The 14,189-nt window shown below is 61.6% G+C and carries 12 protein-coding genes; 10 read left to right on the top strand and 2 right to left on the bottom strand.

The window, feature by feature from the left end:
- Nucleotides 1–17 precede the first annotated feature (17 nt).
- The 3 genes from priA to G1C94_RS01670 all read left to right on the top strand — a co-directional run bounded on the left by priA (nucleotide 18) and on the right by G1C94_RS01670 (nucleotide 3,054).
- Entirely contained in the window at nucleotides 18–743 is a 726-nt protein-coding gene (gene priA, locus G1C94_RS01680) for a bifunctional 1-(5-phosphoribosyl)-5-((5-phosphoribosylamino)methylideneamino)imidazole-4-carboxamide isomerase/phosphoribosylanthranilate isomerase PriA (RefSeq protein ID WP_172144050.1), read from the top strand.
- A gap of 62 nt (nucleotides 744–805) precedes the next feature.
- The gene (gene glnA / locus G1C94_RS01675) at nucleotides 806–2,143 is read left to right on the top strand and encodes a type I glutamate--ammonia ligase (protein WP_172144048.1); all 1,338 of its coding nucleotides are present in this window, start codon (nucleotides 806–808) and stop codon (nucleotides 2,141–2,143) included.
- A 23-nt stretch (nucleotides 2,144–2,166) separates the two neighbouring features.
- Nucleotides 2,167–3,054 (top strand): hemagglutinin, encoded by an 888-nt coding sequence (locus G1C94_RS01670; protein ID WP_253902265.1) that lies wholly within the window; start codon nucleotides 2,167–2,169, stop codon nucleotides 3,052–3,054.
- A 14-nt stretch (nucleotides 3,055–3,068) separates the two neighbouring features.
- Here the strand turns inward: G1C94_RS01670 and serA are convergent, their stop codons facing one another.
- Together serA and G1C94_RS01660 are read right to left on the bottom strand one after the other, a co-directional pair.
- Nucleotides 3,069–4,268 carry a phosphoglycerate dehydrogenase gene (serA, locus tag G1C94_RS01665; RefSeq protein WP_172144045.1) on the bottom strand — a complete coding sequence of 400 codons (1,200 nt, stop codon included), beginning with the start codon at nucleotides 4,266–4,268 and terminating at the stop codon, nucleotides 3,069–3,071.
- An 11-nt stretch (nucleotides 4,269–4,279) separates the two neighbouring features.
- Nucleotides 4,280–6,559: a HelD family protein gene (locus G1C94_RS01660; protein ID WP_172144043.1), complete on the bottom strand. Its 2,280-nt coding sequence runs from the start codon at nucleotides 6,557–6,559 to the stop codon at nucleotides 4,280–4,282.
- Nucleotides 6,560–6,865: 306 nt separating this feature from the next.
- Here G1C94_RS01660 and mraZ point away from each other — a divergent pair, with 306 nt between their 5' ends.
- From mraZ to mraY, 7 genes are all read left to right on the top strand, one after another.
- Complete coding sequence (mraZ, locus tag G1C94_RS01655) at nucleotides 6,866–7,318, top strand: division/cell wall cluster transcriptional repressor MraZ (RefSeq protein WP_417852142.1); 453 nt, start codon at nucleotides 6,866–6,868, stop codon at nucleotides 7,316–7,318.
- Nucleotides 7,318–8,340, top strand: a complete 1,023-nt coding sequence (rsmH, locus tag G1C94_RS01650) for a 16S rRNA (cytosine(1402)-N(4))-methyltransferase RsmH (RefSeq protein WP_216656762.1) — start codon at nucleotides 7,318–7,320, stop codon at nucleotides 8,338–8,340. Before mraZ ends, rsmH begins: the two co-directional genes overlap by 1 nt.
- Complete coding sequence (gene ftsL, locus G1C94_RS01645; protein WP_253902264.1) at nucleotides 8,337–8,774, top strand: cell division protein FtsL; 438 nt, start codon at nucleotides 8,337–8,339, stop codon at nucleotides 8,772–8,774. The genes rsmH and ftsL overlap by 4 nt, the downstream gene beginning before the upstream one ends.
- A complete protein-coding gene (locus G1C94_RS01640; RefSeq protein ID WP_172144039.1) occupies nucleotides 8,771–10,576 on the top strand; it encodes a peptidoglycan D,D-transpeptidase FtsI family protein in 1,806 nt (601 codons plus the stop codon). Before ftsL ends, G1C94_RS01640 begins: the two co-directional genes overlap by 4 nt.
- A gap of 33 nt (nucleotides 10,577–10,609) precedes the next feature.
- Nucleotides 10,610–11,491, top strand: a complete 882-nt coding sequence (locus G1C94_RS01635; protein ID WP_172144038.1) for a UDP-N-acetylmuramyl peptide synthase — start codon at nucleotides 10,610–10,612, stop codon at nucleotides 11,489–11,491.
- A gap of 79 nt (nucleotides 11,492–11,570) precedes the next feature.
- The gene (locus tag G1C94_RS01630; protein ID WP_172144178.1) at nucleotides 11,571–13,073 is read left to right on the top strand and encodes a UDP-N-acetylmuramoyl-tripeptide--D-alanyl-D-alanine ligase; all 1,503 of its coding nucleotides are present in this window, start codon (nucleotides 11,571–11,573) and stop codon (nucleotides 13,071–13,073) included.
- Complete coding sequence (gene mraY, locus G1C94_RS01625) at nucleotides 13,070–14,176, top strand: phospho-N-acetylmuramoyl-pentapeptide-transferase (RefSeq protein ID WP_172144037.1); 1,107 nt, start codon at nucleotides 13,070–13,072, stop codon at nucleotides 14,174–14,176. Before G1C94_RS01630 ends, mraY begins: the two co-directional genes overlap by 4 nt.
- The last annotated feature ends 13 nt before the right edge of the window (nucleotides 14,177–14,189 follow it).

The following is a 14,189-nucleotide window of genomic DNA, read 5'->3' as shown; positions in this document are numbered from 1 at the left end:
TCAAGGAGAAAAAGAATATGTCCCTCACTCTGCTTCCCGCCGTCGATGTGCGCGACGGCAAGGCCGTGCGTTTGCGCCAGGGCGAATCCGGTTCCGAAACCGATTACGGCTCGCCGCTTGAGGCCGCCCGCACGTGGGTTGAGGCCGGAGCCGAGTGGATTCATCTGGTCGATCTCGACGCCGCCTTCGGCACGGGCGACAATCGCGCCCAGCTCAAGGAAATCGTGCGCGAGCTGGGCAGAGAAGTCAATATCGAAATGAGCGGCGGCGTGCGTGACGACGCTTCGCTTGACGCGGCCCTTGAAGCCGGCGCGGCTCGCGTGAACATCGGCACCGCCGCGTTGGAAAATCCCGAATGGACGCGCGAGGTCATTGCCCGGTGCGGCGACAAAGTGGCCGTCGGACTTGATGTGCGCGGGCACACGCTTGCGGCGCGCGGCTGGACACGCGAGGGCGGCGACCTGTTCGAGACGATGAAGATGCTCGACGATGCCGGTTGCTCGCGTTACGTGGTCACCGACGTGGCCAAGGACGGCATGATGTCCGGCCCGAACCTTGCGCTGCTCAAAGAGGTGGCCGAGCGTACGAACGCGAAAGTGACGGCTTCCGGCGGCATCGCCAAGCTCGACGATCTGAAAGCCATCAAGGAGCTGGCGCAATACGGCGTCGATTCGGCGATTTTGGGCAAGTCCCTCTATGCCCGCGCCTTCAGTCTCGAAGAAGCGCTCGTCGTCGCCAAATAATAAGCAATAGAGCGTGTGCAAAGTAACAAAGCCATAACACGCGGGTGTGAGGATAAGACCTTATGGATAAGCAGCAGGAGTTTGCCCTGCGCACGGTTGAAGAACGCGACGTGCGCTTTATTCGCCTATGGTTCACCGATGTGCTGGGAACGTTGAAGTCCGTGGCCATCGCGCCGGCCGAGCTTGAAGAGGCCTTCGAGGAAGGGCTCGGCTTCGACGGTTCGGCCATCGAGGGCATGACCCGCGTTTCCGAAGACGACATGATCGTCAAACCAGACCCCTCCACTTTCCAGATCCTGCCGTGGCGCGGCGGCCCGCAAGGCACCGCCCGCATGTTCTGCGACGTGCTCACTCCCGACGACGAGCCGAGCTTGGGCGACCCGCGCTATGTCCTGAAGCGCGCGCTGGCCAAGGCCAAGGAGAAGGGCTTCACCTTCTACGTGCACCCGGAGATCGAATTCTATCTGTTCGAACATCAGGACGATTGGTCCCAAGCCCCCACGCCCATCGACGCAGGCGGCTACTTCGACCACGTGCCGCGCAGCCCGGGCATGGACTTCCGTCGCGCCACGGTGAACATGCTTGAACAGATGGGCATTTCCGTGGAATACTCGCATCACGAGGGCGGCCCCGGCCAAAACGAAATCGATCTGCGATACGCGGATGCGCTCACCGCGGCCGATAACATCATGACGTTCCGCACGGTGGTCAAGGAGATTTCGCTCGAACGCGGCCTGCATGCGAGCTTCATGCCCAAGCCCTTGGCCGATGCTCCCGGCTCCGGCATGCACACCCACCTGAGTCTGTTCGAGGGTGACGCCAACGCCTTCTATGAAGCGGGTCAGGAATTTAACATGTCCCTGACGGCTCGCCAGTTCGCCGCCGGCATTCTCGCCCACGCGGCCGAAATCTGCGCCGTCACCGACCAATACGTCAACTCCTACAAGCGCCTGTGGGGCGGCAACGAAGCGCCGAGCTATATCTGCTGGGGCCACAACAACCGTTCCGCCCTGCTTCGCATTCCGCAATACAAACCCGGCAAGGGCAATTCGGCGCGCATGGAGTTCCGCGCGCTTGACCCGGTTGCCAACCCGTATCTCGCCTATTCCGTGCTGTTGGCGGCTGGCCTCGACGGCATCGACAAGCAGATGCAGCTGGGCGAGCCCACCAGCGATGACGTGTGGGAGCTGACGGACGCGGAGCGCCAGTCCATGGGCATCGAGCCGTTGCCTGCTTCCCTCGGCCAGGCGTTGAAGATCATGGAGAAATCCGACTTCGTGGCCGACGTGCTCGGCGAACATGCCTTCGAATATTTCCTGGCCAACAAGCGTCAGGAATGGGACGAATACAACCGTCAGGTCACGCCGTTCGAGTTGCGCAAGTATCTGCCCAAGCTGTAGTTTCATCCGTTACTATAAGGCGTATGGCTTCACAGCATTCCGCAGGTACTCGACGCAAGCATCGTAAGCATTCGCTTGTACGCATGTGGCGTCGTGGAGGATTGAAAACTCGCGTCACTATGGTGTTGGTTGCCGTGGTGTCCACTATCTGCGTGATTGCATTGGTGATGGGACTGATTCGTTTCAGCCAGTGGTACGCCGATGTGAAGCGAGCCGAAGCGCGTCAGCTGGAGCTTGCCCAACAGTACGATTTCGATCCGGGCGAGATTATCTCCGACTCGCAGTTTTTCAATGCGAACGCGATGAGCAAGGCCGAAGTGCAGTCGTTCCTCGAATCCAAAGGCGGTGCGCTGGCTTCGATGACGTTCGATACGCAAACCCAGTTGGCGGACGACCTGTGCGCGGTCTATGAGGGCGAACAGGGGGAGAGCGCCGCTTCAATCATCGACAAATCGGCGCGCGCGTGCAAGGTGAGCCAGAAAGTGCTGCTCACCGTGCTGCAGAAGGAACAGCACTTGGTCACCGCCACTTCGCCCACCGAATTCGAGCTCAAAGCCGCCATGGGCTTAAGCTGCCCGGATGATGCCGACTGCGACCCCACATACGCGGGCTTCTTCAAACAGGTGTTCGGCGCGGCGAAGCGATACCGCTATTACCTGAACCATGGCGGCGAATACGACTATCACGCCGGCCAGCTCGCCTCCATCCGCTATCATCCAAACGAGGCGTGCGGTGCGACCAACGTGTACATTCGCAACAAAGCGACGGCGCTGCTCTACATTTACACGCCCTATCAGCCGAACACGGCCGCGCTGGCGGCCGGCAGCGGCGAAGGCGACTCCTGCTCCAGCTACGGCAACCGCAATTTCGCCCTCATTTACAGCGGTTGGTTCGGCAACCCCCGCAGCTAGATTTCCCGGCTGCGTCAGCTGATGACGCGCATGCGAATGGTGCCTTCGATGGCGCGCAGGGCCTCCAGCGTGGCTTGGCTGGGGCGCTCGGCCACATCGGTGACCACGTAGCCCAGTTCCCCTTCGGTGCCGAGTGACTGCGCGGCGATATTGATGTTCTCCTCGCCCAGCACGCGGTTGACATGCGCGAGCACACCCGGCAGGTTCGCATGCAAGTGGGCGATGCGTGCCACGCCGCGATTCTCTCCCAAATTAATCTGCGGCATATTCACCGACAACGAGGTGGAACCCTTCGACCAGTAATCCTCAAGGCGCTGCGAAACGAAATGACCGATGGACTCCTGCGCCTCCAGGGTGGAACCGCCGATATGCGGGGTGAGGATCATGTTGTCCTCATCGGCCAGCGCCGTCTCGAATGGGTCGCCGGACTTCTTCGGCTCGACGGGGAACACATCCACCGCCGCGCCCGCGAGATGCCCGGACTGCAAGTGCTGTTTCAACGCGCCCAAGTCGGCGACGAAACCGCGCGACAGATTGAGGAAAATGGCACCTTGCTTCATGCGGGCGAACTGGTCCTCTCCGAAGAACCCGGTGTTGGACTTGCGGCCGTCCACATGCAATGTGACGATATCCGACTGTTCGAGCAGCTCGTCAAGTGTGTCGCAACGTTGTGCATTGCCAAGCGCAAGCTTCTCTTCGATGTCATAGAACACCACGCGCATGCCCATCGCCTCGGCCAGCACCGACAGCTGGGAGCCGATGTTGCCATAACCGATGATGCCCAGCGTCTTGCCGCGCACCTCGTGCGAGCCGGAGGCGGACTTATCCCACAGGCCATGCTTCATGTGATGCGTGTGCGCGGGAATGCGGCGCAACAGGCAGATGATGTCGCCGATCACCAGCTCCACCACGGAGCGGGTGTTGGAATATGGCGCATTGAACACAGCGATGCCGCGCTTGCCCGCGTAATCGAGATCGACCTGGTTGGTGCCGATGCAGAAGCAGCCAATGGCGCTTAACGATGGGCGCGCGTCGATCACCCGCGCGGTGACGTTGGTCTTCGAGCGCACGCCGAGCAGGTCAACCCCGTCTAGTGCGTCGATAAGCTCGTCTTCGTTTAAGGCGCCTTTCAGTGTGTTCACGGTGAAGCCGTGTTCGCGCAGCGATGCGGCCGCGTCCGGGTGAATGTTCTCCAATAACAGTGCTTGAGGCATGGTTCCTAACCTTAGATTTCGAGTTCGCGTTCGTCCAGTGATGTCCGAACAATGACCAGTTGTTGTGTGGGGCGGGTCATCGCCACATACAAATCCGCCGCGGATGTCAGGCGGCTGGGGGACTCCTGGTCGATGGCGGCCGGCTCGGTGACGATCACCGCATCATATTCCAAGCCTTTCACCGATTCGGTGTCGCAGACCACGATCTGGCTGTCCCACGAATCCTGTTCGTCCAACCGCCGCACTTCGCGTTCGCCGAGTTCGCGCGTCAACGCGGCGTGCACGGATTGGCGCACGGGTTCCAGCAATGCCCGCGGCGCGATCACCGCCACGCGCCCCGTGCCGTCTTGGGATATGAACCGCTTGGCAAGCTCCGCCGCTTCGGCACCCACGGCGTCGAACAGCGCGGGCCGGCTTCCCGCGACGAGGCGCCGCACCGAATCGGGCACGGCTCGCACCGCGTGCACGGTGGAGATATACAGCCCCTGCCTGGAGGCGAAATCACAGGCCAGGGAAGAGACTTCCTGCGGGTTGCGGTAGTCGATGGTCAGTTCGTTCAAATCCCAGTTTTCGGTGCCAAACAGCCGGTTCATCGTGTCGGGCCACGAGCGGGTGCCGCCCAGCGCGGAGGTTTGCGCCACGTCGCCCACGATGGTGAAGGAGCGCGACGGGCATCGACGCATCAGCATGCGCCAATCCATTGCGGTCAACTCCTGCGCCTCGTCCACCACAATGTGCCCATACGTCCATTCACGGTCGCTTCCGGCGCGCTCGGCGGTGGAAGCGCCGTCTTCGCCGTTGATGTTGTCCAGCAGCATCTGCGAGGTGACGATTCCCGTCCCAATGCCCGCTTGGGCAAGGGTGTCTTGGGCGAACTGCATGTCCGCCGCCTGCTTCGCTTCGTTGCGCCTGCGCTGTGCGGCCAATCTTGGATCTTCTCCAAGCAGTTCCAAGGCCTCGTCCAGCAGCGGCACGTCTGATCTGGTGAGCGGGGAACCTTTTTCGCGCACGAGTTCGCGCACCTCGTCTTGTGCCAGCCAAGGGGCGAAGCGTTGCAATCTGGCCGGTTTGGAGAACATGTCGTCGATAAGCCAGGTACCGGTCATCGGCAACCAGGCGAGATTCAACGCCACCCGCACCTTCTCGTTCATGCGCAACAAGGAGGTCGTGCGCGCGATTTCCTCCGGGTCGGGCGTGTAGTCGAGCTGCTCCTCATAGCGTATGCGCATGGCCGTCAGCATCGACTTGACGAACGTTTCGCGTGCCTTGTTATGCGGCTGGCGCGTGCGGCGCGCGTCGGCCAGGGCCTGCTCGACATCGACCGCGAGCATGGGCACCTGAATGCCGTTGATCTGCACCACCGGTAGATTGTCGGGCACGCGCTCGCGGGCGGACACCGCGTTATGGATGGCCTCGGCCATGCGCGCTTCGCCTTTGAGGCGGGCGGCTTTCGGGGTGTCGATGGCCGTGGCGGTGACGCCGGGAACAAGGTCTGCAATGGTGCGGCTGACCACACCGGTCTCACCCAGTGACGGCAGCACTTGGTCGATGTAATGCAGGAACGCCGCGCTCGGCCCCACCACCAGCACGCCGGAGCGCGACAGTGTGCGGCGATGCGTGTAGAGCAGATAGGCGGCGCGGTGGAGCGCCACGGCGGTTTTGCCGGTGCCGGGGCCTCCCTGCACCACCACGGCTCGGCCTATGTCGGAACGGATGATGTGATCCTGCTCGGCTTGGATGGTGGCGACGATGTCGGTCATTTTGCCGGTGCGACGTGAAGTCAGCGAGGCAAGCAGGGCGCCTTCTCCGGTCAATGTGCCGGTGTCGTGGGCGCGGCGCGCGGATTCGGCGGTGACATCGAGCACCTCGTCCTCCAGCGCCACCACTTCACGGAAGTTCAATGTGATATGACGGCGCATCACGATATCGCCATGGTGCGAAGGGGTTGCCTCATAGAAGGGTCGCGCGGCTTCGGCGCGCCAGTCCGTCAGCAACGGCTCGTGGCGTTCGTCCGACAATCCGATGCGCCCGATGTAGCGCCGGTTGCCGTCGGTGTCGTCAAGACGCCCGAACACCAGTCTGTCTTCGACGGCCCGCAATTGCACGAGCCTGTCTTCATACATGGTGGCGAAGGAGTCGCGCTCGGTGCGCTGCGTGGGCGAGCCGTGCGAACCTGCGGCGCGAACGGCATCCAGTCGGGCTTTCGCTTCGGAGCGCAAGGTGTCCAGACGGTTGTAGGCGCGACTGACCGCACGTTGCTCTTCCTCAAGTTGCGCGGCATAGCTCGACATATTTTCGGCTTCCCATTCCTGACGGTGCTTGAAACGTAAGGTTCCAATCTACTGCGTGCCCATGTCATTCGGGTTGCCGGTTCGGTTGTGGCAATAGCGGGGTGATGTGCGGCGGGTGGTGGTTGGTTGTTAAAAACATGGAAAAATCATTAGAAGTGGGGGAAAATGGTGAGAAGTGGGGTATAGTGGGGAACCGGTGTGTTCCAGTATAGCCGTCAAATAGCGCGAAAGGAGGCGGAAACAATGGCAGATGCACCCCTGTCAGATGCAACGTCCGCCCCTGTTGAGGGCGCTTCGCAAGGCGGCATGACAAGCCTGCCTCCGCTGTTGCTGGGCACCTATGCACCGAAAATCGATGCAAAGGGTCGCATGGCGCTTCCCGCCAAAATGCGCCCGCAACTGGGGGAGGGTCTCGTGATGGCCCGTGGCCAGGAGCGCTGTGTCTATCTGCTTCCCGCCACCGAGTTCCGCCGCATCGCCATGCAGATTCAGCGCACGTCAATGGGCAACAAGGCCGCCCGCGAATACCTGCGTGTGTTCCTTTCCGGCGCAGTCGATCAGGACCCCGACAAGCAGGGGCGTGTGCTGGTACCGCAGATGCTGCGCGATTACGCCAATCTGGGTGACGACATCGTGGTGATCGGCGTCGGCACTCGCGCCGAAATCTGGGATCGCAAGACTTGGGAGAACTACCTGGCCGACAAGGAACAGGGATATTCGGATATCGCCGACGACGTGTTGCCGGAGGTGGAATTCTGATGGACATCCGCGACCTTTCCTCCATCCATCAGCCGGTGCTGCTCGACGATTGCGTTCGGCTCGTCACCGGCGGGTTGGAAGGCAAAACCGAACCGGTGATCGTCGATTGCACGTTGGGTCTCGCCGGCCATGCCACTGCATTTCTCAAAGCCGCGCCCACTGCACGGCTTATCGGCATCGACCGCGACGCCGAGGCGTTGCAACTGGCGACGCAGCGCATGCGCGACGAAGGGCTTGAAAGCCGTTTCACGCCGGTGCATGCCGCATTCGACGAGTTCGACGCCGCGTTGGACGAGCGGGGAGTGGGTCGTATCGACGCCGCATTCATGGATCTGGGACTGTCCAGCCTGCAAATCGACGAAACCGAACGCGGGTTTTCCTACGCACATGACGCCCCGCTCGACATGCGCATGGACGTCAGTCAATCACTGAGCGCCGAACGGGTGCTTGCCGAATACGACGAACGGGATCTGAGCCGTATATTCGCGAGCTATGGCGAGGAGCGGTTCGCCCGCCCCATAGCTCGTCGCATCGTGGCGTACCGCACTCAGGAAGGGCCGCTGAAAACATCAGCCCAGCTCAACGCCTTGGTGGACGACGTGGTTCCCAAAGCCCACCGCCCGGCCGGCAACCCGGCCAAGCGCGTGTTCCAGGCGTTGCGCATCGAAGTCAACGGCGAACTGGACAAACTTGCCCGCACGCTGCCGCAGATCGCCTTGCGTCTCAGGCAAGGCGGCCGCTTGGTGGTGGAGTCCTATCACTCGTTGGAAGACAAAACAGTCAAGTCTTTCATGGCGCGGGGATTGAAGGCGGATGCGCCGGCGAACATGCCGGTCGTGCCGGACGAGGCGCAGCCGTTCTTCAAGGAGCTGACGCGAGGCGCGATCAAAGCGGACGAGGCGCAGATTGCGAACAACCCGCGATCCGCATCGGTGCGTCTGCGCGCGGTGGAACTCGTCAGGCCCCTGCCCGAGCGCGCGCGGCGTCGCTTTGAAGAACAAGTGGAGAGGGAAGTGAGATGACAGCACGAACGATACGTTCGTCGGCAATGCCGGCCACGAGACGACCCCAACCGGAGGTAAGGCCGGAGGCCCGTCCCCAGTTGCACGTCGTCGCGGGCGGCAAAAGCAGCGTTACGGACGGCTTCGGCCGCGTGCTTGAATGGGCGCGCGCCCGCAGCGCCCGCACCCTGCATATCGTCATCTCCGTCGTCTTCCTCGCAAGCACACTGATCGGCGCGCTGATGCTCAGAACCCAGATGGTGCAGAACTCGTTTGAGTCCTCCCAATTGGAAAGCTCAATCAGCAGCCTCACGCAGGACGTGCAGGACGATCAAGCGAAACTCGACCAACTTCAGGCTTCATTGCCGCAGAAGGCCAGCGATATGGGCATGATACCGCAACACGGTTCGGTGTCCATCGATCTCAACGGATATCAGGAAGGTGGGCAGCAATGATTCCGCGATTGAAGGCTTGGTGGCGCATGTTCGACACCTTTACGCAACGGTGCCTCGCGGTGAGCGTGGTGCTGGCAATCGTGGCTTCGGCATGCCTCGTTCAGCTGGTGAACGTGCAGTTGCTTGACGGGCGCACCACCGCCGAAGCAGCCACCAACTCGCGCACATCGAAGGTCACGCTCAGCGCCAAGCGAGGTCGAATCCTCGACACCAACGGCACCGTGCTCGCCCAAAGCGTGGAACGATACAACATCATCGGCGTGCCGGATGCGGCCACGTCGTTCACCCCAGTCACCTGCGGCAGCAAGCAGGCCAAGTCGCTGGGTTATTGCCACGCCATCGACGATAAGCCGGTGGGGGCCACCGGAGCGGCGGCCGTGGCGCGTCTGTTGGCCCCGCTGCTCGGCATGGACGCCATGGAATTGGGTGCCAAGCTGAACGGCACGAACCAGTACGTTGTCCTCAAGAAAGAGGTCACCCCGCAAGTCAAACGCGAGATCGACAAACTCAATCTGGGCGGCATCGTCTATGGCGAGTTGAGCAGCGAGCGCGTATATGCGGAAAACACATTGATAGGCGCGCTTCTCGGCGGTGTTGACGACGAGGGCAAAGGCGCGTCCGGCCTTGAAAGTTCGCTGGACGACGAGCTTGCCGGCACGGACGGATACACCGTCTACCAGCGCGGCAACGGCGGGGAAGTGATTCCCGGCACCGTCACCAAGACGCAGGAGGCCACGGATGGCAAGGACGTGAGCCTTACCATCGACGCGGACGTGGACTGGTATGTCAAAAAGGTGCTGAGCGAGGGAGTCTCCGCACAGCATGCCCAATGGGGCGTTGCGGTGGTTCAGGACGTGCAGACCGGCGAAATCATCGCCTTGGAGGACAGCGACTCCATCCAGGCGGGTTCCGACGAAGCCAAACTGGGCTCATCGCGGGCCGTCAGCCAAACCTTCGAACCCGGCTCGGTCGGCAAGATTCCCGCGTTGGCCGCAATCATGCAGAGCGGCGTCAAGATAACCGACCAATTCACCATCCCCTACGAGATGGAGAAGGACGGCCAGAAATTCCACGATGCCAGCTCCCATGGGGCTGAACACTGGACGTTGGCCGGCATCCTGCAGAATTCCTCGAACGTCGGCATGATCACCGCCGCCGCGAACGTGACGAATCAGCAGCGTTACGACATGCTCTGCAAATTCGGCATCGGCCAGTCCACCGGGCTGAACCTCCCCGGCGAATCGAACGGCGTGCTCACCAGCCCCGAATCATGGGATACCCGCTCGAAGGAAACCGTCCTGTTCGGCCAAGGGTATACGGTCAATGCCCTGCAGCTGACCCGTGCCGTATCCGTCATCGCGACGGGCGGCATCAATCGGCAGCAGTCGCTGATCAAGTCCGTCAGCACCTCGAACGGCAAGCAGACCAGCAAACTCAATACCTCCGCAACCCGGGTGATCGACGAGAACACCGCCAATGAAATCAAGAATGCCATGGAATCCGTGGCTGACAGGTGGAACAAGGTCATCAACGTCAGCGGCTATCGCATCGCCATGAAGACCGGCACCGCCGAAGTCGCGGGAGACAGCGGCGCCCTGACATCCATCGTCGCCGACACCGTGGGCTTCCTCCCCGCCGACAATCCCCGTTTCGTCGTGACGGTGGTGATGAAGGATCCCGCTGGAGTCCATGGCGGCACCACGGCAGGCAAGGTATTCGCACAAATCGGTGAATTCCTTATGCAGAAGTACGATGTGCCGAACTCCGCGGAGCGCACCGATGCTATTCCGGTGGAATGGTGAGCCCATGGCAAACCGAAAGGTGAGAAGGCGAATATGAGCGCGGTAAGCGAATCCATCACCCGCAGGACAACCCTCGGGGATCTGACTGAGCGGTATGGCTGGGAGCTGGTGCCCTCTTTTGCCACCGGAGTCACTGTCACCTCCTTGGCCGACAACCTCGATTCGATTGTCCCCGGCGCGCTGGTGGCGTTCGGTGATAAGGCGAATGCGCAAACGCTATATCGCGCACGCTGCCGAGGCGCCTATGCGGCCGTCGTGTCGCCCGCGGTGCGCGAAATGTTGCCTGCCGACTTCGATCTGCCGTTGCTCATCGGTGAAATGGGCGCGCGACAGCTTGGGCAACTCGCCTGTTTGATGGCGGGCGAGCCTTCAAGCTCCTTGGCTGTGTTTGCTGTGTGCGGCAACCAGAGCACCCAAGTGGCCGAGCAGCTTGCCCGTTGCCTGCATATGCTCGGCAATCCGGTGGGCTTGCTGAGTGTGGACGGTTCCTATTCGCTGGAACGCACCTTGAATCTTGCCTATCCTCTGAACGCGCTTGACATGCAGCAGTGCCTCGCCGTGTGTTGTGAGGATGGCGCGGCCGCGGCGGTGATTGCGCTTGACGGCCAGACCGTGGCTCTCGAAGGGTTGCAGGCGGTGAGCATCGATGTGCTCGGCTCCCTGCAGCCGGCGCCGCCGCGTGCGGATCAGGCGTACATCGAGCGGTTGCAGAACGAGTACGGTTTTCTGTTCGATGACAAAATGCGCTTGACCATATGCACGGAGGAATCCAACACGCTTGCCCGCGTTGCAGCCAAATCGCTGGATCCTCTCGACGAGAGGCACCTTTCACTCGCCATCTCCATGATGCTCGCGGCGGGCGTTCGGCGATCCAGCATCCGCAATGCGTTGCGGGTGTCGGATGATCTGCATTAGACGCGGGCGTATCGCGGATGTCGCGCACACGGCGAAATATTGGGGACGAAGGAAGATGAGGTGAGCAGTGACGGACACGATGATGCCGATGACCATCGATGAGATCGCCGAGGCGGTTGCGGGACGAGTGGTTCCCGCCGCGGGTGGCGCGCACGATGGCGGGGTCGCCCTGCACGTGGTCAGCGATTCACGTCAGATTCGGCGGGGCAGTGTGTTCGTCGCCATCAAGGGCGAGCGTGTGGATGGGCACGATTACGTGCAGGGTGCCGGTGCCGCCGGCGCACTCGCCGCAATCGTCGATCATGTGATGCCCGATGCCGATGTCGCCCAGATTGTCGTGGGCCATACCGTTGAAGCGCTCGGCAAGCTTGCCCAAGCCAATATCGTTCGGCGTCGCGCCACGGGCAAACCGTTCACCATCGTGGCGATCACCGGTTCGGTAGGCAAAACCACCACCAAGGATCTGCTCAAACAACTGCTCGGCCAATTGGGGCCCACCGTCGCTCCGGTGGGTTCGTTCAACAACGAAATCGGATTGCCGCTGACGGCGCTGAGCGTGGGGGAAGATACCCGCTATTTCGTGGCCGAGATGGGGGCGAGCCATATCGGCGAGATTGCGCATCTGACAGCCATCGCCCCACCTGATATGGCCGTGGTGCTCAAGGTGGGCGTGGCGCATCTGGGAGAATTCGGCTCCGTGGAACGTATTGCCCAGGCCAAATCCGAGATCGTGCGCGGGCTGGTTAGCGATGGGGTGGCTGTGCTGAACGCCGACGATCCGCATGTTGAGGCCATGGCCGACATCGCCCCGGGGTCGGTGCTCCGTTTCGGCGTCGATGGGGCGAATACCGATACACATGCACTGTTCGCGCGCGATGTGAGCGTCGATGAGAACGACAGGCCGTCATTCACCTTGGTAGCCGGTGCCGATGAGAAGGAGCGCGCGCAGGTTCGAATGGCCATCCCCGGCGCGCACAATGTGATGAATGCGCTGGCCGCCGCCACCGTGGCCCATTCGCTCGGCATGCCGCTGGACGAGATAGCCCGCGTGCTTGGCGAGCAGAGGCGCATCAGCCCGCACCGCATGGCCGTGTCCCAAGTCGCGCTGGGCGAAGCGCATTTCACACTGATCGATGACTCTTTCAACGCGAACCCCGATTCCATGCGCGCCGGTCTCGACGGGCTGGCCCGTTGGGCGGGCCGCCCCAAGCCGTATCGAGTGGCGGTGCTCGGCGCGATGCTTGAACTCGGCGGCGATGAGCGGGAACTGCACCGCTCCATCGGCGCATACGCGGCGGGACTCGGTGTTGATTACGTCATCGCCGTGGGCAGCCCCACGGATTCGTCGCTTGACGCATTGGCCGGCGCACTAGCCGAGGGGGCGCTCGGCGCGAGGGAACAGGTTTCTGTAGACTGGGTGCACGACACCGACCAAGCGAATGCGCTCGTCACCGACATTGCCCGTGAGCATGACGGCACCGTGGTGTTGCTCAAAGGCTCGCACGCTTCCGGACTGAGCGCACTTGCCGAACGCTGGTCGGCGGATGAAGGCAAGGCCATAAGAGAAAGAGACGTCAAGTGATCGCGCTCATCATCGGAATTCTGGTGTCGCTGATCGTCACGATCATCGGCACCCCTCTGTTGATTCGTCTGGTGCATCGATTGCATTACGGCCAGTACATCCGCCAGGATGGACCCCAATCACATCAGATCAAGCGCGGCACACCGACGCTGGGAGGCGTCGTCATCAACCTCGCCGTATTGCTCGGCTGGCTCGCTTCGGCGATATACCGCCATCTGCGCAGTGGCACCGCACCCTCTTCGTCGGCTCTTCTCGTGCTGTTCGCCATGCTGTCCATGGGCTTGCTTGGTTTCATCGACGACTTCGCCAAGGTGCGCAAGAAGCAAAGCGAAGGCCTGACGGTGCGCGGCAAGTTCCTCGGCCAGTTCCTGTTCGCCACGGTGTATGCGGTGCTCGCGCTGTTGCTGCCCACAAAATCGGGTTTCCCGAGCGCCCAAGCGGGCATGAGCTTCATCGAGGAGCCGTTCTTCGACTTCGCTTTCGCCGGTCGGCTCGTGTCCATCATCCTGTTCGTGATTTGGGTGAATTTCCTGATGGCCGCATGGACGAACGCGGTGAACCTGACGGACGGACTGGACGGCCTGGCGGCCGGTTCATCGATGATTGCCTTCACCGGGTATGGTCTCGTCGCATTTTGGGAAAGCTATCATCTGGTCGGTGTGCAACGAGTCGGTTTCTCCTACACCGTTTCGGATCCGCTTGACCTGACGATTATAGCGGTGTGCGCAGCCGTCGCCTGCTTCGGCTTCCTGTGGTACAACTCGAATCCCGCGACGATTTTCATGGGTGACACCGGTTCTCTCGCGCTCGGTGGCCTGTTCGCCGCGTTGTCCATCGCCACCCATACCGAGTTTCTGGCCATTATCATCGGCGGCCTGTATGTGGTCGAGGCGGTGAGCGATGTGATTCAGGTCGGCTATTTCAAGATGACACACAAGCGTGTGTTCAAAATGGCACCAATCCATCACCATTTCGAACTGCTCGGCTGGCAGGAATCCAAGGTCGTGGTGCGTTTCTGGATGGTGGAATTCATGTTCGTGCTCATCGGGCTGATGATTTTCTATGGCGACTGGATTGCCCAATCCGGCCCGCTGTTCATCTGAGTGCATTCTGAGT

Source organism: Bifidobacterium panos (genome assembly GCF_012932445.1).
Lineage (GTDB): Bacteria > Actinomycetota > Actinomycetes > Actinomycetales > Bifidobacteriaceae > Bifidobacterium > Bifidobacterium panos.
This window is presented reverse-complemented; position numbering and strand designations above follow the sequence as displayed.

What these genes read in the sequence shown, in the direction of transcription:
- priA (WP_172144050.1), top strand. Translation starts at nt 18, where the DNA reads ATGTCCCTCACTCTGCTTCCCGCCGTCGATGTGCGCGACGGCAAGGCC.
- glnA (WP_172144048.1), top strand. Translation starts at nt 806, where the DNA reads ATGGATAAGCAGCAGGAGTTTGCCCTGCGCACGGTTGAAGAACGCGAC.
- G1C94_RS01670 (WP_253902265.1), top strand. Translation starts at nt 2,167, where the DNA reads ATGGCTTCACAGCATTCCGCAGGTACTCGACGCAAGCATCGTAAGCAT.
- serA (WP_172144045.1), bottom strand. Translation starts at nt 4,268, where the DNA reads ATGCCTCAAGCACTGTTATTGGAGAACATTCACCCGGACGCGGCCGCA.
- G1C94_RS01660 (WP_172144043.1), bottom strand. Translation starts at nt 6,559, where the DNA reads ATGTCGAGCTATGCCGCGCAACTTGAGGAAGAGCAACGTGCGGTCAGT.
- mraZ (WP_417852142.1), top strand. Translation starts at nt 6,866, where the DNA reads ATGACAAGCCTGCCTCCGCTGTTGCTGGGCACCTATGCACCGAAAATC.
- rsmH (WP_216656762.1), top strand. Translation starts at nt 7,318, where the DNA reads ATGGACATCCGCGACCTTTCCTCCATCCATCAGCCGGTGCTGCTCGAC.
- ftsL (WP_253902264.1), top strand. Translation starts at nt 8,337, where the DNA reads ATGACAGCACGAACGATACGTTCGTCGGCAATGCCGGCCACGAGACGA.
- G1C94_RS01640 (WP_172144039.1), top strand. Translation starts at nt 8,771, where the DNA reads ATGATTCCGCGATTGAAGGCTTGGTGGCGCATGTTCGACACCTTTACG.
- G1C94_RS01635 (WP_172144038.1), top strand. Translation starts at nt 10,610, where the DNA reads ATGAGCGCGGTAAGCGAATCCATCACCCGCAGGACAACCCTCGGGGAT.
- G1C94_RS01630 (WP_172144178.1), top strand. Translation starts at nt 11,571, where the DNA reads ATGATGCCGATGACCATCGATGAGATCGCCGAGGCGGTTGCGGGACGA.